A 21333-nucleotide genomic window follows, 5' to 3' on the forward strand; every position below is an offset into this window, starting at 1 on the left:
TATGTACCAAATTCTGTGATAGAATTCGCAAAATTTACAACTTGATAGCCCATTGACATGAAATTTCCAGGCCAACGAAAATCTAAGCATTATTTTCCCGTACATGCTCGCGATCCACTTCTAAGTCAAACTAAGATAGAGAAGCGTTTAACACGTACTCATGTTGTGGGTATCGATCAAACGTTGGTTGATATTGAAGCCTACGTTGATGATGAATTCCTGGAACGTTATGAGCTAAGTAAAGGCCATTCATTGGTTATTACTGATGAAAAAGCAGAAGCACTTTACCATGAGTTAAAAGAAAATAATCTTGTTACTCATGAGTTTGCTGGTGGCACTATTGGTAATACTTTACATAACTACTCAGTATTGGCAGATGATAAATCTGTATTATTGGGTGTGATGAGTAAAGATATTGAAATCGGTAGCTATGCTTACCGTTACCTTTGCAATACTTCAAGCCGTATGGATATGAACTATCTACAGCCAGTAAATGGTCCAATTGGCCGTTGTTTTGCGCTGATTTCTAAAGATGGTGAGCGTACCTTCGCAATTAATGAAGGTAACATGAACCAACTTAAGCCTGATAGTATCCCTGAATGCGTGTTTGAAAATGCATCAGCATTAGTGTTAACTGCTTATCTTGTGCGTTGTAAGCCTGGCGATCCTATGCCTGCGGCAACAATGAAGGCGATCGAGTATGCTAAAAAATATGATGTGCCCGTTGTTTTAACGCTGGGTACTAAATTCGTGATTCAAGATGATCCACAATGGTGGCGTGATTTCTTACGCGATCATGTGACTGTGGTGGCAATGAATGAAGACGAAGGTGAAGCATTAACCGGTGAGTCTGATCCATTAGTTGCAGCAGACAAAACCCTAGAATGGGTTGATCTTGTATTATGTACCGCTGGCCCTGTTGGTTTATATACTGCTGGCTACACTGAAGATTCAGCGAAACGTGAAACTGCGTTACCATTACTTCCGGGTGATATTGCTGAATTTAACCGCTACGAATTTAGTCGTCCAATGTTAAAAGCAACGTGTGAAAATCCAACCAAGGTTTATTCGCACATTGCACCTTACATGGGTGGCCCTGAGCGTATTAAAAATACTAACGGTGCAGGTGATGGTGCATTATCAGCATTATTGCATGATATGTCAGCTAACCGTTACCATAAAGAAAACGTGCCAAATTCAAGTAAGCACCAATATTCTTTCCTTACTTACTCATCATTCTCACAGGTTTGTTTGTATTCAAACCGTGTAAGTTATGAAGTATTAGCTCAATATTCTCCTCGTCTTTCTCGTGGCTTACCTGAGCGTGAAGATAGTTTAGAAGAAGCTTACTGGGAACGTTAATGACACCTTGTCGTTAACCATAAAAAAAACCGCCATTATTAGTGGCGGTTTTTTTATAACTTCAATTTATCTATTTTGTGTAAGCTTGGTTGTGAACGGCTGCAATAGCACGGCCTGATGGATCGGCTGCATTTTTAAAACTCTCATCCCACTCAATTGCTTTAGCACTGGAGCAAGCAATAGATGGACCACCCGGGACGCATTTCGCGGCACTTTCTAGTGGGAATAGTTCCTCAAAAATCTCACGGTAAACATAACCTTCTTTTGTCGTTGGCGTGTTGTATGGGAAACGGAATGCAGCCGTTGCTAACTGTTGATCAGTCACTTTTGCTTCAGCGACTTCTTTTAAGCTATCAATCCAGCTATAGCCAACACCATCAGAGAATTGTTCTTTTTGACGCCAAGCAACGGCTTCTGGAAGGTAATGCTCAAAACACTCACGAATAATGTGTTTTTCCATTTTACCGTTGCCACACATTTTATCTTCAGGGTTAATACGCATGGCTACATCTAAGAATTCTTTATCTAAGAAAGGTACTCGCGCTTCTATGCCCCATGCCGCCATTGATTTGTTAGCGCGCGCGCAATCAAACATGTTAAGTGCTAATAGTTTGCGTATTGTTTCTTCATGAAACTCTTTGGCGTTAGGTGCTTTGTGGAAGTATAAGTAACCGCCAAAAATTTCATCAGCACCTTCTCCTGATAACACCATTTTAATGCCCATTGCACGAATCTTACGTGACATTAAGTACATTGGCGTTGAAGCGCGAATCGTGGTCACATCGTAGGTTTCGATATGATAAATCACATCACGAATAGCATCTAAACCTTCTTGGACGGTATAAGTTAGTTCATGGTGAACAGTCCCAATGGCATCTGCAACAATTTTAGCTGCTTTTAGATCAGGAGCATCTTCAAGGCCAATTGCGAATGAGTGCAGTGTCGGCCACCATGCTTGTGATTGTTCATCATCTTCAATACGTTTTGCTGCAAACTTCTTAGTGATCGCTGAGATGACAGATGAATCAAGGCCACCAGAAAGTAAAACCCCATAAGGCACATCGGTCATTAACTGGCGTTTAACGGCACTTTCAAGTGCTTCGGTTAATGCCACTTTATCTGTTTTTGCGTGGCTAACGGCATCAAATTCCATCCAATCACGTTTGTAATAACGAACAGGCTCACCTTTTTTACTCCAAAGATAAGTACCGGGAGGAAATTCACTGATAGTTTTACAAACAGGTACCAATGCTTTCATTTCAGAAGCAACATAAAAGTTACCGTGTTCATCATAACCTTGATAGAGCGGAATGATACCAATGTGATCACGACCAATGAGATAAGCATCTTCTTGCTCATCATAAAGAATAAAAGCAAAGATACCGTTAAGGTAGTCGAGTAGCTCTGGGCCCTTTTCTTTGTAAAGCGCTAAAATAATTTCGCAATCAGATTCAGTTTGGAAAGGGTAGTCAGGTGCAAATTCAGCGCGTAGTTCCTTGTGATTATAAATCTCACCATTTACAGCCAATACATGACTTTTATCTGCGTTATATAGCGGTTGTTCACCACTATTAAGATCAACAATCGCTAAACGTTCATGCACTAAGATTGCATTGTCTGACGCATAAATACCAGACCAATCTGGGCCGCGATGGCGCATTTTTTTTGATAATTCAAGCGCTGTTGCACGAAGTGCTGAAGAGTCACTCTTGATGTCAAGGATACCGAATACTGAACACATAATAATACCGCTCCAATGTTATCTTTTTATTATCCATAATTAATGGAAATGTATCATGTAGCAGATAAGTTATCATTATGATAATTGATGTTGCTGCCACTTCTATTTCGCTGCTGTTTGTTAAAATTACGTATTCACTAACTAATTGCAATCATTTATTTTAATTCAATTTAAATAAAGCCTTCTTGGTGAATATTATCTATTTAAATTGCGTTTTAGTGAATAATATTTATTTTGTAACAGTTTTTTAATTAAAAAAATAAACAGTAGTGGTGCTACTGTTTATTTTTCACTGCGAAATATCTAACTTTTGAAGTGTAATTTAATCTGTTTTGAGAGGAGGTATTTGAGGTTGTAAGTGATCACACACGTCTCGTGCGAAGCCGCTACCAGCTTCATTATAAATATTGAAGGCAGCATCAATACCTTGTTGATGTAATTGGGTTTCATCATCACTGTATTTAGCGATTGCTGCGATTTGTCCCTGGAAGTGACGGCTTTTGAGTTGATCTAGAGCATAGATATTGGCGGGCCCATTCGGCATTGCTAATAAAATAAGCTCAATATGATGGTTATTGATAACGCGTTCCCAAAAATCTGGATCAGTTGCATCGCCGTGAATCACATTACGATGCTGATGGCGATGAAGTTCAACTGACTCACAGCGAGTTTCAACCCCAATAATTTGTTTGCCATAACGGTTTTCTAGCTCGTCATAGGCACCTGAACCAATACGACCCATACCTAAAATAAGAATGCTGGCATTGCCAAAATCAATCAGTTTATCGTTACTGTTAAGCCGATCTGGGTCGAACTCTTTTAAGCGTTTTGCTGCTTCTGTGTAGAGCTTATGGCTCATACTATTGAGTGGGGCTGCAAGTAAAAATGATAATGATACAGCTATCGCCATCGCGACGAGAAAGGTGCCTGGCAGCAATCCCATTTTATAAGCAACGCCACCAACAATTAGCCCAAATTCGCTGTAGTTAAATAACGTTAAGGTTGCTAGCATCGAAGTACGCACCCGATAGCGACATAAATGGAAAACAGCGTAATAAAGAATACCTTTAAGAGGTAATAGCAGCATTAATACCAGCGCCATCAGCATGCCATTTAAAGTCGGTGATTCTGCGAGGCCAATGTTTAAAAAGAAACACACTAATAGTAATTCTTTAAAGTTAAACAGTGACTTAGCCATTTCTGAAGCTTTTGGGTGGCCAGCCATCAGCATACCTAATAGCAATGCACCTAAATCAGGTTTCATGCCGACTATTTCAAATAAACCAGCCCCTGCGACAAGTGCTAGCATAACTGCATATAGTACTAATATTTCACCGTGACCTGCTTTATCAAGAATTTTATATAAAAGTGGGCGTAGCAAGGGCAGGGCAAATAAACCCAGTGCAGTTATATCTGGAACTTTACCACTGGAGATGGTGAGAAACAGCACTGCGAAAATATCCTGCATAACCAGAATACCTATCGCCACAGTGCCGTACTTAGCGTTTAACTCGCCTTTTTCTTGCAGTAGTTTGATAGCAAAAACAGTACTAGAAAACGATAAGGCAAAACCAATCAGTACTAGTTGATTGAATGCCATTTCAGCAAACATGGTTAATCCTAGTTGTTTAAGCACAACTAGAAATAGGGTAAATATCGCCGTTGATAATAAATTATGTAAGGTTGCACCGCCCCATACTTCTTTATTAAGCAGCGTTTTTATATCGAGTTTTAAACCAATGGTGAATAATAATAATGTCACCCCAAGATCAGCTAAAGTTGTTAACGCTGGCGTAGAATGAAAGCCAAAACTATTTAATATGAAACCAGCAACTAAAAATCCAACCAGAGGTGGTAATTTACAACGAAGGGCGATGAAACCGGCTAGAAATGCCGCGCTAATATACAGTAACTCCATACCTTGGACTACATCCTTGCAAGATAGTGTGGAAAAAATAATTATGACTATAATAACATTAGGGGGATTAATCAGTTGTGATTAATCCCCCCCTTTAATTTATGGTGATTTTATTAGCGTTTATGGCTAATTCAAGTGTGGTTAATGCTCAATCTTCAAGTAATCGTTGCAGTAACACACCATTAAGCATTGCCCGCTTGATCATTGAAAATGCACCGATGGTTGGTTGGTTATACAACTCTGATGCGACAATGGGTAAATCATTATTAAAAGCGGCTAAAGATTGGTTTTCAACACAACGACGTATAGCAGGTAATACAATTGCTTGAGCTTGAGTGATATTGCCCGCCAGAATGATCTTTTGAGGATTGAATAAATTAATTGTCATCGCTAATGCTTTACCAAGGTGATGGCCCACTTTGAGTAATACTTGAGTTGCAAGTTCATCACCCTTATTGGCAGCGTCACAAATAGCAAGCATTGTTAGTTCTTCAAGTGCTTGTAAGCTACTTGGATAACCTTGATTAAGAAGTTGTTGCACATGTTTAATCACTGCTGGATCAGATGCAACGGTTTCTAAGCAACCAAAATTACCACACTGGCACTTATCACCGAGTGGATCTATTTGGATATGACCAATTTCGCCGACATTGCGGTTTTGGCCAAGGAATACCTGTCCATTAACAATAATACCGGCACCCGTACCATTGTGCATACTGACTAGAATTGAATCTTTACAGTCACGGCTAGCACCAAAGAAATGCTCAGCAAGTGCCAGGCCTCGAATGTCATTGCCGACAAAGGTAATGATGCCAAAAGTGTCTTGAATAATATGAGCAAGCTCAAAATCATGCACTTTAATGTTTGGCATATAAGTAACGGTGCCATTTTCTGGGTTAACAAGCCCCGGAAGAATAATGCCCAATGCCACCAGTTCTTTCATTACATTCTGGTTATTATCAATAAATTCCTGAATATATTTGATAAGGCCTTCAGCTAATACATATTGATCAGAATATAAAAATGGATAAGCCGCACCGGTAATATGTTTACCACTGAGGTCATAAAGGGTTATTTCAATATAATTGCGGCCAATGCGTACTGCGATAGAATGAAAATCGACTGACTCTGTCGTTAGGGATATTGCTCTTCTTCCACCCGTTGATGCTTGTTGCGCGACTTCTTTTATGAGGCCGCGCTCCAATAATTGGCGGGTAATTTTAGTGACACTTGCAGGGGCTAGGTGGCTAATATCAGCAACCTGTATGCGAGATATAGGGCCTTGCAAGTCGATGAGTCGGTATACTGCAGCACTATTTAGCTGCTTGACCAGATCAACGTTACCAATTTGTCCGCCTGTCATAGTTTAGTTCTGCTCGTATTTACCGTTAACGATTGTCGCCTTAACGTTAAAGTCACGATCAAAAATAGCCAGGTTTGCGACCATACCATTTTTAATAGCACCCAATTTCTTATCGACACCAATGGCGCGAGCAGGATAAAGAGTAGCCATGCGAATCGCTTCGTCTAAGGCGATGCCTATGTGTTCGACACTATTTTGTACTGCTTCAATCATTGTCAGCGCCGAGCCACCAAGTGTGCCATTTTCGTCAACACACTTACCATCTCGGTAATATACTTTTTTCCCAGTAAAAAGGAAGCTATCGATGTTAGCACCTGCTGGAGCTGTGGCATCGCTCACTAAAACAAGGTGGCTTTGCTTCATTTTATGCGCCATGCGAATATTGGCATAGTCAACATGATGGCCGTCAGCAATAACACCCGTATATATTTCATTACTATCATAAATCGCACCTACAAGGCCTGGCTGACGATTTTCAATAGACGTCATGGCGTTGAATAAGTGCGTTGTGAAGGTTATTCCTGCATCAAACCCTTGGCGTGCTTGTGCATAGGTCGCATCGCTGTGTCCTGCTGATACAACAATGCCAGCATCTATCAATTGTTTAATATGCTCAACGCTATTCATTTCCGGCGCTAAGGTAACTTTAGTTATAACATCTGTGTTTTCACACAAGATATTAATCATCTCGTTAGTCGCTGGGCGAATGAAGTCAGGGCGGTGAATACCTTTTTTCAATACATTGATATAAGGGCCTTCGAAGTGAATGCCAAGTGATTGATGTTGGTATTGTTGTTGGTAAGTGCGTTGGGCTTGAATGGCTTGTTTCATGTCTTCATCAGCAGAAGTGATGAGCGTTGGCAGGAAACTGGTACAGCCAGATTTGAGGTTAGTGCGGTGCATGGTATCGATTGTTGCTGGCGTTATTTCATTATTAAACATCACGCCACCACAGCCATTGAGTTGTAAGTCAATAAAGCCAGGGGTTAGGTTTGCACCTTGTAAATCAATTGTTTCTATATCTTTTTTTACGTCGCTTTCAGGTATTATTGCGTGAATATTCACGCCATCAATAATGACGGCGTGGTTATTCAGCACATCGCTACCTGTGAATACTCGACAGTTTATTAGCGCGTACATGAATTATCCTTATATGGATTAGATGTGTGTAATGTTCTCTGCTTCTAACTCTTGGAAGTACTTAACTGTTTTCACTTTAAGTTCTTGTGTTGATGGTTCATCACAAACGATCATTGATTTAGGGTGAAGCTGAAGTGCAGAAACTGTCCATAGATGGTTAACACAACCTTCAACAGCGGCTTGTAGTGCTTGTGCTTTGTTATGGCCAGTGATCAGAATCATTACTTCTTCAGAATCTAATAGCGTACCAACACCAATCGTTAATGAGTACTTAGGTACTTGGTTGATATCGCCTTCAAAGAAACGAGAGTTCGCAATACGTGTTTCATGAGTAAGAGTCTTGATACGTGTGCGAGAAGCCAATGATGATGCAGGCTCGTTGAATGCGATATGGCCATCGTTACCCACGCCACCCATGAACAAATTAATGCGGCCATAGGTTTTGATTTTGTCTTCGTAACGTTGACATTCAGCTTGGTGGTCAGCGGTATTGCCATCAAGAAGGTTGATGTTTTCTTCTTGTATATCAACATGATTGAAGAAGTTGTTATACATGAAGTTACGGTATGACTCTGGATGATCAGCAGCCATGCCAACATACTCGTCCATGTTGAATGTCACTACGTTTTTAAAACTTACTTCACCAGCTTGGTATAGTTCAATCAGACGCTGGTATGTAGCAAGTGGTGTACCACCGGTAGGTAGACCTAGCACAAATGGACGTTCAGCTGTTGGTTGAAACTTGTTAATGCGATCTGCAATGTAGCGAGCAGACCATAGACCAACATCTTTAGCGTTATTAAGCGGGATTAGTCTCACGTTGACACCTCTTTGAAGATAGTTAAAACAGGAAAAATCTGAGCGGCATAGCGCCTTTGTTTCGAATGATAAAATAAGTTTTATGATCGAGCTAGCAAAATCACTCAGTTCTGACCTCGGTCGGTGATTGAGATCACAAATGATGATGTTTTAATTTGCGGAGCGAAATAAAATTCATAAACTGCAAAGGACAAAAAAGAGATGGCAAAAAAAAGCTATCACTATCGCATCTAAGAAAACCATAGGGGGAACTAAGGGTGAATATTCTTGGATATTTTCAAAAAGTAGGTAAAGCACTAATGGTGCCAGTTGCAGTACTTCCTGCAGCGGCAATTTTAATGGGTATTGGTTACTGGATTGACCCGACTGGCTGGGGTGCAAACTCTGCGTTAGCGGCATTCTTAATCAAAGCTGGCTCAGCAATTATCGACAACATGTCTGTGTTGTTTGCGATTGGTGTTGCTTACGGTATGTCTAAAGATAAAGATGGTGCAGCGGCACTTTCTGGTTTCGTAGGCTTCCTAGTTGTTACAACGTTACTTGCACCTGGTGCAGTAGCACAAATCCAAGGTATTGACGCAAGCGCTGTTCCTGCCGCGTTTTCAAAAATCAATAACCAATTCGTAGGTATCCTTGTAGGTATCGTATCAGCAGAAATTTACAATCGTTTCTCTCACGTAGAATTGCACAAAGCGTTAGCATTCTTCAGTGGTAAGCGTTTGATTCCAATTTTGACTTCTGTTGCTGGTATTATTATCGCAGGCGTACTGATGTATGTTTGGCCGTCAATTTACAACGGTCTAGTACATTTCGGTGAAAGTATTCAAGGTCTAGGCGCTGCCGGTGCTGGTATCTACGCATTCTTTAACCGTCTATTGATTCCTGTTGGTCTTCACCACGCACTGAACTCAGTATTCTGGTTTGATGTTGCAGGCATTAACGATATTCCTAACTTCTTGAGCGGTAAAGGTACACCTGGTGTTACTGGTATGTACCAGGCTGGTTTCTTCCCAATCATGATGTTCGGTCTACCAGGTGCAGCACTTGCTATGTACCACACAGCTAAAGCGAAGAACAAAGAGCGTGTTGCTTCACTTCTTCTAGCTGCTGGTTTTGCATCATTCTTCACAGGTGTTACTGAGCCTCTAGAATTTGCATTCATGTTCCTTGCTCCGCCACTATACGTTATCCACGCAGCATTAACGGGTATCTCTGTATACATCGCGGCTTCAATGCACTGGATTGCTGGTTTCGGTTTCTCAGCAGGTTTAGTTGACTTATTCTTATCAACACGTAACCCATTAGCTGTTCAATGGTACATGCTTGTTCTTCAAGGTGTTGTGTTCTTCGGTCTATACTACTTTATCTTCCGCACTGTTATTCTTAAGTTCAACCTTAAGACTCCAGGCCGTGAAGATGACGAAGAAGAGACTTCATCAGTACGTGGTTCAGCTGAAACGGGTGAATTAGCTAAGCAATACTTAAAAGCGCTTGGTGGTCACGGTAACCTAGAAAATATTGATGCTTGTATCACTCGTCTACGTCTAACTCTAAAAGACAGTAGCCTTGCAGATGAGAAGACATTAAAAGCACTAGGTGCAATGGGAGTGGTTAAATTAGGTGCAAATAACTTACAAGTTATCCTAGGCCCTCTAGCTGAAATCGTTGCTGGTGAGATGAAAAAAATCCCAGCTTCAGAAGACCTATCAGCAGTAAAGCTTCCATAATTACCTAAATTCTTAAGTAATTAAGCGATACACGAAATACCGCAACACTTTTAATTAGACCGGTCCTGATATTTTAGTTGTAAGATATCAAGACCGGCATTTTGAGTACCCAACTTTTGGGCTCTATATAGATTTTCCCTTCATTTAAAGGGATATCGGGAGAAAGGAATATTTCATGACTATTAAACTTACGGCGTTAGCATCTTTCATTGCACTAGCAGTAACTGGTTGTGCAACACCAGGAAATGATGATGAGAAGGTTGTTAAAAAATTAGCTAATAACCTTGATGTTACTTATGAAATTGTTACTCAACACGGTGCAGAAGAAGGCCTACAGTGTAAGACGCTAGGCGCAGAGTGGGCATCTTGTGATCTAATTAATTTGACGCTGGAAAATAATGGCCCAGCAGTTACAGGTAAAGACTGGAAAATTTATTTCAGCAGTATTCGCCAAATTCTTGAAGTTCAAAACGACCAATTCAAAGTTACACACGTAACTGGTGACCTTCATACGCTAGAGCCAACTGAAAAGTTTGATGGCTTTGCTGAAGGCGAGAAGGTTGTTATTCCTTACATCGGTGAATACTGGACGCTTTTCGAAAACGATTATATGCCACGCGCATACGTGACGTCGGGTGATGCCGCGCCACAAACGATTAAGAGTACTGATTCAGTTAATCCTTCAGATTACCTAGTACCGCTTAAGGGTGATCAATTTAAACGTGTTAAAGCCGATAATAATGTGCTTGCAACTGCTGAAACACGTTTTGAGAAGAACCAAGACATTAATGTGTTAGCTACAGAAGAAGTGGCAGCAACGATTGTTCCGACACCACTAAGCACTAAGCTAACAGGTAACACGGTTTCACTAGCAAACGGTATTAAAATCAGCAATTTCACTCTACCAGCCGATATGATGGCAGCAGTGAATGAGCGTCTTGACGTATTAGGTGTTAATACTAAGGGTCAATACCCTGTAAAAGTAAGCCTTCTACCTGGTTCGTTTGCTAAAGATCAACAAATTGCTGGCGCTTATAAGCTAGATGTAACTCCAACAGGCGCAACGGTTATTGGTTTTGATGACCAAGGTGCATTCTATGGTATGCAATCACTAATCTCTTTAATGAGCACTGGTGCGAAAAACAGCATTCCTACGCTAGAAGTAACGGATGCGCCACGTTTTGATTACCGTGGTGTGATGGTTGATGTGGGCCGTAACTTCCACTCAAAAGAAGTGATTCTACGTACGTTAGACCAAATGGCTGCGTACAAAATGAACAAATTCCACTTCCACCTATCAGATGATGAAGGCTGGCGTGTTGAGATCCCTGGTTTACCAGAGCTAACTGACATTGGTGGTAAGCGTTGTCACGATTTATCTGAGACTTCATGTCTATTACCACAACTGGGTTCAGGTCCTACATCTGATAACGATGGTTCTGGTTACTACAGCAAGCAAGATTACTTAGATATTCTAAAATACGCTAAAGCACGTGGTATTGAAGTTATTCCTGAAATCGATATGCCAGCGCACGCACGTGCTGCAGTAGTAGCAATGGAAGCGCGTTACAAGCGTCTAGCTGCTGAAGGTAAGATGGATGAAGCGAACGAGTACCGCTTGATGGATCCAAACGATACCTCAAACGTTACTACAGTACAGTTCTACGATAAGCGTAGTTTCATTAACCCATGTATGGATTCTTCTGCAAAGTTTGTTGATAAAGTAATTACTGAAATTCAAGCAATGCATAAAGAAGCGGGTATGCCGCTAAATACATGGCACTTCGGTGGTGATGAAGCGAAAAATATCAAGCTAAATGCTGGTTTCCAAGATATTAACGCGGCAGAGCAAACAGCTTGGACGGGTTCTATTGATCAATCTAAGCAAGATAAGCCATACCAGAAGTCACCAATGTGTCAGAAATTGATTGCTGAAGGTGTTGTAAGTGATTATGACCGTCTGCCAAGTTACTTTGCTGAGCGTGTAAGTGAAGTGGTTAATGGTAAAGGGATTGAAAACTTCCAAGCATGGCAAGATGGCTTGAAGTATTCAAAAGACTCAAAAGCGTTTGAGACTGATAACGTACGTGTAAACTTCTGGGACGTTCTATACTGGGGCGGCGGTGCGTCAGCTTATGAGTGGGCTGATAAAGGCTACGATGTGATCGTATCTAACCCTGATTATGTTTACATGGATATGCCATACGAAGTAGACCCATCAGAGCGTGGCTACTACTGGGCAACACGTGCAACTGATACACGTAAGATGTTTGGTTTTGCACCAGAGAACTTACCGCAAAATGCTGAAACATCACTAGACCGTGATGGTAATGGTTTTGCAAGTAAAGGTACTGTGAAGTCGAAAGGTTTCCACGGTCTATCTGCTCAGCTTTGGAGTGAGACTGTAGGTAATGACGAGCAGTATGAATACATGGTATTCCCGCGCGTTCTAGCTGCTGCTGAGCGTGCATGGCACAAGGGTGATTGGGAAAATGAATACCAAGTTGGTGTTGAATATTCTCAAGATTCAAACCTTGTAAACAAGAAAGCACTACATGACGAGTGGCAGCGTTTTGCTAACGTCTTAGGTCAACGTGAGCTGGCTAAACTAGATGCTGCAGGTATTCAATACCGTGTACCTGTACCAGGTGCTAAGATTGAAAATGGTAAACTTGCGATGAACGTAAGCATGCCAGGTCTTGCTCTACAGTACTCTACTGACGCAGGTAAAACATGGAACACTTATGATGCGAAAGCACAGCCAAGTGTGACTGGTAAAGTTGAGATCCGTGCCGTAAGTGGCGATGGCAAACGTTTCAGTCGTGTTACATCACTGTAACCAACTGATGCTGATGTAAGCCAGATCACCCAGTGATCTCTCTAATTGCCGACGATAGGATAACTATCGTCGGCTTTTTATTGCGCGTTATTTATTAAATCCACAACTATTGTCTGCTATAACAGTGTTTTTGATTTTTTGCATAGCGGCATTAAGGTATAGTGTGCAGTCATAGTTCATATTGATGAACTGTACATAATTCTCAATCCTGTAAGTACACGAGGTGTAATAGATGAGTGAATCTGAAGCTCGTCCAACTAACTTTATTCGCCAAATTATTGATGCGGATTTAGCAAGTGGCAAACATACAAGCATACATACCCGATTCCCGCCAGAGCCAAATGGTTACCTGCATATCGGCCATGCGAAATCTATTTGTTTGAACTTCGGTATTGCTCAGGACTATCAGGGTCAATGTAACTTACGTTTCGATGACACCAACCCTGAGAAAGAAGACATCGAATACGTTGAGTCTATTAAAAATGATGTTAACTGGTTAGGCTTTGAGTGGAGCGGTGAGATTTGTTATTCATCAAACTACTTTGATCAGCTTCACGGGTTTGCCATTGAATTAATTAATAAAGGCTTAGCGTATGTTGATGAGCTAAGTCCTGAGCAAATGCGCGAATATCGCGGTACGTTAACGCAAGCGGGTAAACATAGCCCTTACCGTGATCGTAGCGTAGAAGAAAACTTAGCCTTGTTTGAACAAATGAAGAATGGCGAAGTTGAAGAAGGCAAAATGTGTCTGCGTGCAAAAATCGACATGGCATCACCATTTATGGTTATGCGTGATCCGGTTATTTACCGTGTTCGTTTTGCACATCACCACCAAACAGGTGATAAGTGGTGCATTTACCCAATGTACGACTTTACGCATTGTATTTCTGATGCGCTAGAAGGTATTACGCACTCTATCTGTACGCTTGAATTCATGGATAACCGTCGTTTATACGATTGGGTTCTTGAAAATATTACTATTGATTGCATACCACACCAGTATGAATTCAGTCGTCTGAATCTTGAATATACCGTGATGTCTAAGCGTAAGCTAAACCAACTTGTAACTGATAAATTAGTTAACGGTTGGGATGATCCTCGTATGCCAACAATTTCTGGTTTACGTCGTCGTGGCTTTACACCTGGCTCTATGCGTGAATTCTGTAAGCGTATTGGTGTAACTAAACAAGATAACACCATTGAAATTAGCTCACTAGAATCTTGTATTCGTGATGATCTAAACGAAAATGCACCACGTGCAATGGCTGTTTTAGATCCAGTTAAAGTTGTGATTGAAAACTTTGATGGTGAGGCTGAAATTTTAACGGTTGCTAATCACCCGAACAAGCCAGAAATGGGTACGCGTGAAGTGCCATTTAGTCGTGAACTTTACATCGAACGTGAAGACTTCCGTGAAGAAGCGAACAAGAAGTACAAGCGTTTAGTATTAGGTAAAGAAGTACGTTTACGTGGTGCTTATGTGATTCAAGCTGAGCGTATTGAAAAAGATGCTGCGGGTAATATCACTACTATTTACTGTACTTACGATAAAGATACGCTAGGTAAAAACCCAGCAGATGGTCGTAAAGTAAAAGGTGTTATTCACTGGGTATCAGCACAAGCAGGTATTCCAGCAGAAATTCGTCTATACGATCGTCTTTTCACCGTACCAAACCCTGGTGCTGCAGAAGATTTTGTATCAGTGATTAACCCTGAGTCATTAACTATATTGAACGGTTTTGTTGAGCCAGCATTGGCTGCAGCAGAAGCGGAAAAAGCATACCAGTTTGAGCGTATGGGTTATTTCTGTGCTGACAACAAAGATTCAAGTGCTGACCATTTAGTATTTAACCGTACTGTTGGTTTACGTGATACTTGGGCAAAGATTGGTGACTAATTAGTCGTTAATTATTGCTAAAAAGCGCCTATTTCAGTAATGGATAGGCGCTTTTTTTATGCTTCTTATGGGTGAATTATTTACCTGTAGCAATGATTTTTTGAGTAATATCACCCGCTAGATCATTATTAACGATATTAAATTTGATCAGTTTTTGTGATTGTTGAATCGCTTTAACGTCATAGTTAAATTGGGTATAAGTATCTCCCCATTGGTAGCGAACGAATGTTTCACCTGACTGTAAATGGGTATTGACTGAGTATTCTGTTGCATAACCAGCCATTTTGCCATTAATCGGGCGGTTCGGTGCATCATGTGGAATACGGAACATGGTTGAGTCTAGTTTCAAAATACCATTAGTCACGCTGCTAGGTTCTTTTAGATGCTGAGAAAAATAAGTGGTATGGATAAAGCGATCTTCAGGGTTAGCGTTACCACCAGTACCGAGATTCGTTTGGCTCCATTGTTGATCTTGCTCTCCCCAGCCACGTTGTGAACGGTTTACATTAGCAAGATGTTGATCATATCCCGGTTGATTCGTCAGCACTGTATATTGTTTACCATGCCAAATTTGTGGTTTGCCATCACGCCATTCAACAATCGCACTGTCGCCACTTGAGTCTTGAAATGAGATATGCAGTGCAATCCGCACAGGAATACCTGCGATCAATTCTTCAATTGGGGCGCTATCTTTAATCGCCGTAACTAATTCATTGACGTTTTTGTACTGTGACAGTAGATGACGTAAGTAAGTTATAGCGCCTGCTTTTTGCTGTGGATCGGCTTTTCCTAGATCCATTCCTGCGTCATAAAGCACGTTGCCGCCTAATCCTTGTGAGTTAATGCCATCAACAACAATGCCATAGGCGGTAATACCAGTAACGGCATATTTAGCCTTAATATTATTAAGCTGGCTTAAATGGGTTGAGTATTCACTACCTTGGGGGAAGTTGACTAATGTTGGTTGGGTTGATTCAGACCAATCCATTGTACGAGCAACGAATGTGCCTTGGTCTTGGGTTTGCCATAAAACACGGGTACAAGCATTGGCAACAGAAGAAATAGAACTTAAAGATAAAGCAGTAACTAAAGCAACAGTTAATGAATGCAGTTTCATGACTTGTTCTCAATTATAATTAAATAACTGATATATAGGCAATTAATCATTTACTGTCACGTAGTCAATTGTAACGATATTTGAATCGTGATGCTGGTCTCTATTTGTTGAGCTATAAAAAAACCAGTGATATTGATCACTGGTTCTTAGATAGAAAATAACTAGTCATTGTTATTTTTCATCGTGCAACGTTTCATCAGCATTGCAATCGCCATCCATGCAGTGACCATAAAGGTATAAGCTATGGTTTGTTAGACGAACATTAAAGCGTGCCGCGATGTCTTTTTGGCGTTGCTCAATCATTTCATCTGAAAATTCAATTACTTTGCCACAATCAAGACAAACGAGATGATCATGATGATGTTGAGTGGCTAATTCGAATACTGATTTACCACCTTCAAAGTGGTGACGAGTTACAATGCCTGCATCATCAAATTGGTTAAGGACGCGGTAAACGGTCGCAAGGCCAATTTCTTCACCGATATCGATGAGCTTTTTATACAGGTCTTCAGCACTGATGTGTTGGCAATCAGGTTGTTGAAGCACTTCTAAAATCTTAAGACGAGGAAGTGTTACTTTAAGACCAGCTTGCTTGAGCGCGTGATTATTATCTGACATCCGATTTTCCTGTTGGCTAGCTGCAAAAATGTTGCAGTAGTCTTTCTCATTTAGATTCATTATATGTGACGCAACGATAACAATAAACCTTAAAAGGTTAGTTATCTAGCAGAAGTGTCACTTTTCTTTAGTTTGCAATATTGTGAAAATTATGTAATAAATTAACTCATCATACCAGTTTGTATGGAGTGTTGCCTTGTTTGATTACTATAAACCGAGTTTGGTTAAGCTAGCGTTAAACTTATGGCCTCCATTTTGGGGGGCTGGTATTAAAATTATGGTGATTAGCAATGATTTCCGTTATGTGCGGTTACGGTTGAAATTGCGCTGGTGGAATAAGAATGCTAATCGGACTCAGTATGGTGGCAGTATTTTTTCATTAACAGATCCTGTTTACTCACTGATGCTGATGGGCATTTTAGGTAAGCAATACTTTGTGTGGGATAAGCAAGCACAGATTGAGTTTATACGGCCAGGGAATGGTGATTTATTTGCTGAGTTTGTTATCTCAGAAGAGTGCATTGCAGAAATTATAGCCGCGACAGAGCGAGGTAATAAATATTTACCTCAGTTTAGCGTTAATGTCATTAACGCAAAGAATGAGGTTGTGGCACAAGTTAATCGTACACTATATGTTAGAAAAAAACCGCAGTATCGATCTGAGATGATATATCAACCAGGTGATATCAAGTTGGATCGTACTGACTAATTATCTTGAGATAATAAAAAACGCGCTATCAGAGCGCGTTTTTTATTGTGTATCGTAGCAGTACTTAGTCAGCAAGTTCAGCAAGACACATTTCATCAAAGATCTGATTGACCCATTGCTCAACACGAGGTGCTGTTAGCTCTGGTTGACGGTCTTCATCGATACATAAACCAACAAAGTTTGCATCATCAACTAATGCTTTAGATGCTTCAAACTCGTAGCCAGCTGTTGAAAAGTTACCAACAATTGTGCCGCCTTTGCTTTCAACGATGTCACGTACTGTGCCCATTGCATCACAGAAGTACTCTGCATAATCTTCTTGGTCGCCACAACCAAAAATTGCAACAAGTTTAGTTGAAAAGTCAACCTGCTCAAGCTCAGGGAAGAAGTCATCCCAATCACATTGTGGTTCACCATAATACCAAGTAGGAATACCTAGTAGTATCAGATCAAAGTTGTCGATATCTTCTTTGCTGCTTTTTGCGATATCTTTTACTTCAACTAGCTTGCTACCTAGTTGCTTCTGAATCATTTTAGCGACAGCTTCGGTGTTACCAGTGTCGCTACCAAAGAAGAGTCCAACGCTCGCCATAGTAGATATTACCCATATTAAATTGTTAACTGCTATTAGGCAGTTTACAGAAATCAGTATAAACGACGCAATGATAATTAATTTTTGATGGCGATTTAGTGTTTTTTTCGCCCAAATAATATCATTGGTTATTGTTGCCCTTTATCAACAGGGCATGATAGCTCTGAGTTAATAGCGTCAGCTTGCTTACAGGCTGTTTTAATCGCATTACTAATTAGAGAAGACTACCAAACTTGACGCACTATATCACAGTAGAGTGCCGGATTTAATAATTAGTCCTGAGGTCTACTATAGTTAACCACCGATTATGATGGTGTGCTATTTTAGTTTATTGCTCTAAAAATTGATTAATAATTCGATTTACTGTCTCTGGCTTCTCAGCATGGAGCCAATGACCAGTGTTAGCAACCACATGTGCTTTAGCGTTTGGAAATTGCGCCATAATCTCATTACGGTGTAGTGGTTCAATATAATCAGATAGTTGACCTTTAATAAATAATGTTTTGCCTGCAAATGGTAGAGCTGCTGGCTGCCAGCCCATAATGGTGGCGTAGTTAGCAATTAAGCCTTCGACATTAAATCGCCATTGGTAACCCGTGTCTGTTTTTGCTAATGATTTTAATAAAAACTGACGAACACCTGCATCTTCAACATATTTGGCTAAATATTGTTCAGCTTCACTACGCTTTGTTATTGGGTGACGGTTAACTTCACGTAAACCATTAAAAACATTTTGATGACGATGAGCGTGGTATGCTACTGGTGCCATGTCGATAACAATCAGGTGATTGATTCTCTGGGGCGCTAATGTCGATAATGTCATCGCAACTTTCCCTCCCATAGAGTGGCCAACAACATCAAATTGATTAATGGCTAAATGATCGAGGGTATCAAGAATATCTTGAGCAAGATCTGAATAGCTAAATTGATCGCTATGAGGGGATAAACCATGATTGCGAAGATCGATACTGATCACTTGGTAATGTTGTTTTAATTCTCGGGCTAAAAGACCAAGATTATCTGCGCTGCCGAACAAACCATGGATCAAAACGATCGTTTTACCCTTGCCTTCAGCACGAAAATGAAGATTCACTGGCTATTTTCTCTAATTAGGTGTGGTATTTACCATAGAGTATAACCTCGGATCAGGCTATAATCGTACCCAGAATTTTAAACGGAATGATAATGAATAATACCATGAAGACTATTGAGGTAGACGAAGAGCTATATCGTTATATCGCTAGCCAAACTCAACATATTGGTGAAAGCGCTTCTGATATTTTACGTCGCTTGCTTATGGTGCCAGAAGAACAATTGCAGCAAGCTGCTGTTGTGATGCCTGTTCGTCCTAAAGGCATTGTTGTGAGTCGAGATGCTGGTAATGAGCCAACCATGGATCGCGTTAAAGAAATGCGTACTGTGCTTATTTCAGATGAGTTCGCGGCGCAGGAGAAAGCAATTGGTCGTTTTATGATGATCTTATCTTCTCTTTACCGAATTGATTCCGATGGCTTTGCTGAAGCGGCAGCAATTAAAGGACGCACGCGTGTTTATTTTGCTCATGATGAAGAAACATTGCTCGCAAGCGGCAAAACAACTAAGCCAAAATCAATTCCCACAACACCATTTTGGGTGATCACTAATACTAATACTGACCGAAAGCGTCAAATGATTGACCAATTAATGACGAAGATGGGCTTTAGTTCTGATATTATTGATAAAGTTTGTGGTGAAATATAATCACTATTGAGTTTTTACAAGGATAAGACAATGGCAATCCATCCTCGTGCGGGTCAACGCGCTCAGCAAGAAGATATGCATAATATTCCAGCACTTGTTGCTAATTATTTTCTAATTGAGCCGAATATTACCGATCCGCTACAAAAAGTAGCATTTGGTACTTCTGGACATCGTGGTACTGCAGATAAAGGGACCTTTAACCAGCACCATATTTGGGCGATTGCTCAAGCGATTGCTGAAGTTCGTCTAGCTAATGGTTTAACTGGACCGCTATTTTTAGGTAAGGATACACATGCTTTATCTGAGCCTGCATTTACTTCAACATTAGAAGTATTGGTGGCAAATAACGTTAAAGTTGTGGTTCAAGAAGGGTTAGGCTACACGCCAACGCCAGGCATTTCTCATGCAATTCTTTGCCACAATAAAGCACATGCTGATAAAGCTGATGGTATTGTCATTACTCCATCCCATAATCCACCACAAGATGGCGGTATTAAATATAATCCTGTTCACGGTGGCCCTGCTGAAAGTGAATTAACGACCGCTATTGAACAGCGCGCTAATGATATCATTGCCAATGGTATGGTTGACGTAAAACGAGTGCCAATTGCTGACGCTTTTGCTTCTGAGCTTGTTGTTCAACAAGATCTAGTCGCGCCTTATGTTGCTGACTTAGTCAATGTTATTGATATTGAAGCGATTCAAAAAGCTAATTTAAAGCTAGGTGTTGATCCCCTTGGCGGTTCAGGTATTGAGTACTGGCGTCAGATTGCACAGCATTACGCACTAAACCTAACTTTAGTTGATGAATCTATTGATCCATCATTCCGTTTCATGTCATTAGACAAAGACGGTGTAGTGCGTATGGACTGTTCTTCACCTTACGCAATGGCAGGTTTACTTGCTTATAAAGATAATTACGATTTAGCTTTTGGTAATGACCCTGATTATGATCGTCACGGCATTGTAACGCCTGCTGGTTTGATGAATCCGAATCATTATCTTGCAGTGTGTATTGATTATTTATTCCGTCACCGTAGTGGTTGGAGTGAGCAAGTTGCAGTTGGTAAAACATTAGTATCAAGTGCTTTGATTGACCGTGTTGTTGCGGCATTAGGTCGTGAACTTGTTGAAGTGCCAGTTGGTTTTAAATGGTTCGTTGATGGTTTATATAACGGTACATTAGGCTTTGGTGGCGAAGAGAGTGCTGGTGCTTCTTTCTTACGTCAAGATGGCACACCTTGGTCAACGGATAAAGATGGTATTTTGTTATGCTTATTGGCTGCGGAAATCACTGCTGTAACGGGTAAAAATCCACAACAATATTATAATGAATTGGCAGATAAATTCGGTAGTTCTGAATATTCACGTCTACAAGCTGTTGCAAATAAAGAACAAAAAGCAGTGTTAAGTAAGTTATCACCGGAAATGGTTGCGGCTGAAACATTGGCTGGTGAACCTATTCTAGCTCGCCTAACACATGCGCCAGGTAATGGTGCAGCGATTGGTGGTTTGAAAGTAACAACTGAAAATGGTTGGTTTGCTGCTCGCCCATCGGGTACTGAAGATATCTACAAAATTTATTGTGAAAGCTTCAAAGGTAAAGAGCATTTAGCCCTTATCGAAAAAGAAGCACAAGATATCGTTAGCAAAGTATTCAGTGATGCTGGCTTATAATTCGATACTATAATTGACGCAAGATACTAAAAAACGCCCTAGTGATTTTCATTCTAATTGAAAGTGCATTAGGG

The 21333-nt window shown here is 40.6% G+C and carries 16 protein-coding genes; 7 read left to right on the forward strand and 9 right to left on the reverse strand.

Going from position 1 to position 21333, the window contains the following annotated elements; genetic code table 11:
• Positions 1–57 precede the first annotated feature (57 nt).
• Complete coding sequence (locus C0W29_RS05310) at positions 58–1362, forward strand: inosine/guanosine kinase (RefSeq protein WP_036795526.1); 1305 nt, start codon at positions 58–60, stop codon at positions 1360–1362.
• A 70-nt stretch (positions 1363–1432) separates the two neighbouring features.
• Here C0W29_RS05310 and asnB read toward each other — a convergent pair whose 3' ends face one another.
• The 5 genes from asnB to nagB form a co-directional block, all read right to left on the reverse strand.
• Positions 1433–3103 (reverse strand): asparagine synthase B, encoded by a 1671-nt coding sequence (gene asnB / locus C0W29_RS05315; RefSeq protein ID WP_045044311.1) that lies wholly within the window; start codon positions 3101–3103, stop codon positions 1433–1435.
• Between the two features lie 322 nt (positions 3104–3425).
• A complete protein-coding gene (locus tag C0W29_RS05320; protein ID WP_045044312.1) occupies positions 3426–5021 on the reverse strand; it encodes a cation:proton antiporter family protein in 1596 nt (531 codons plus the stop codon).
• A 148-nt stretch (positions 5022–5169) separates the two neighbouring features.
• Positions 5170–6384, reverse strand: a complete 1215-nt coding sequence (nagC, locus tag C0W29_RS05325) for a DNA-binding transcriptional regulator NagC (protein WP_045044313.1) — start codon at positions 6382–6384, stop codon at positions 5170–5172.
• A 3-nt stretch (positions 6385–6387) separates the two neighbouring features.
• Positions 6388–7524, reverse strand: coding sequence for an N-acetylglucosamine-6-phosphate deacetylase (gene nagA, locus C0W29_RS05330; protein WP_045044314.1), 1137 nt, complete (start codon positions 7522–7524; stop codon positions 6388–6390).
• A gap of 18 nt (positions 7525–7542) precedes the next feature.
• Complete coding sequence (gene nagB, locus C0W29_RS05335; RefSeq protein WP_036795521.1) at positions 7543–8343, reverse strand: glucosamine-6-phosphate deaminase; 801 nt, start codon at positions 8341–8343, stop codon at positions 7543–7545.
• A 257-nt stretch (positions 8344–8600) separates the two neighbouring features.
• On the opposite strand from nagB, the gene nagE reads away from it, so the two are divergent.
• From nagE to glnS, 3 genes are all read left to right on the forward strand, one after another.
• Positions 8601–10070, forward strand: a complete 1470-nt coding sequence (gene nagE / locus C0W29_RS05340) for an N-acetylglucosamine-specific PTS transporter subunit IIBC (protein WP_065190356.1) — start codon at positions 8601–8603, stop codon at positions 10068–10070.
• 175 nt (positions 10071–10245) lie between these two features.
• Complete coding sequence (locus C0W29_RS05345; protein WP_045044316.1) at positions 10246–12909, forward strand: beta-N-acetylhexosaminidase; 2664 nt, start codon at positions 10246–10248, stop codon at positions 12907–12909.
• A gap of 232 nt (positions 12910–13141) precedes the next feature.
• The gene (gene glnS, locus C0W29_RS05350) at positions 13142–14806 is read left to right on the forward strand and encodes a glutamine--tRNA ligase (protein WP_045044317.1); all 1665 of its coding nucleotides are present in this window, start codon (positions 13142–13144) and stop codon (positions 14804–14806) included.
• A 76-nt stretch (positions 14807–14882) separates the two neighbouring features.
• On the opposite strand, the gene C0W29_RS05355 is transcribed toward glnS, so the two are convergent.
• Both C0W29_RS05355 and fur read right to left on the reverse strand, forming a co-directional pair.
• Entirely contained in the window at positions 14883–15923 is a 1041-nt protein-coding gene (locus C0W29_RS05355; RefSeq protein ID WP_045041690.1) for a linear amide C-N hydrolase, read from the reverse strand.
• 171 nt (positions 15924–16094) lie between these two features.
• A complete protein-coding gene (fur, locus tag C0W29_RS05360) occupies positions 16095–16541 on the reverse strand; it encodes a ferric iron uptake transcriptional regulator (RefSeq protein ID WP_036795513.1) in 447 nt (148 codons plus the stop codon).
• Between the two features lie 196 nt (positions 16542–16737).
• Here fur and C0W29_RS05365 point away from each other — a divergent pair, with 196 nt between their 5' ends.
• Complete coding sequence (locus C0W29_RS05365) at positions 16738–17250, forward strand: DUF4442 domain-containing protein (protein WP_045041689.1); 513 nt, start codon at positions 16738–16740, stop codon at positions 17248–17250.
• A 64-nt stretch (positions 17251–17314) separates the two neighbouring features.
• Here the strand turns inward: C0W29_RS05365 and fldA are convergent, their stop codons facing one another.
• The gene (gene fldA / locus C0W29_RS05370) at positions 17315–17842 is read right to left on the reverse strand and encodes a flavodoxin FldA (protein ID WP_045072059.1); all 528 of its coding nucleotides are present in this window, start codon (positions 17840–17842) and stop codon (positions 17315–17317) included.
• A 328-nt stretch (positions 17843–18170) separates the two neighbouring features.
• The gene (locus tag C0W29_RS05375; RefSeq protein WP_045041688.1) at positions 18171–18935 is read right to left on the reverse strand and encodes an alpha/beta fold hydrolase; all 765 of its coding nucleotides are present in this window, start codon (positions 18933–18935) and stop codon (positions 18171–18173) included.
• 104 nt (positions 18936–19039) lie between these two features.
• On the opposite strand from C0W29_RS05375, the gene seqA reads away from it, so the two are divergent.
• Together seqA and pgm are read left to right on the forward strand one after the other, a co-directional pair.
• Positions 19040–19582, forward strand: a complete 543-nt coding sequence (seqA, locus tag C0W29_RS05380; RefSeq protein ID WP_036796444.1) for a replication initiation negative regulator SeqA — start codon at positions 19040–19042, stop codon at positions 19580–19582.
• A gap of 30 nt (positions 19583–19612) precedes the next feature.
• Positions 19613–21259 (forward strand): phosphoglucomutase (alpha-D-glucose-1,6-bisphosphate-dependent), encoded by a 1647-nt coding sequence (gene pgm, locus C0W29_RS05385; protein ID WP_045041687.1) that lies wholly within the window; start codon positions 19613–19615, stop codon positions 21257–21259.
• Positions 21260–21333 lie beyond the last annotated feature (74 nt).

The sequence above is a fragment of the Photobacterium kishitanii genome, assembly GCF_003026355.1.
GTDB lineage: Bacteria > Pseudomonadota > Gammaproteobacteria > Enterobacterales > Vibrionaceae > Photobacterium > Photobacterium kishitanii.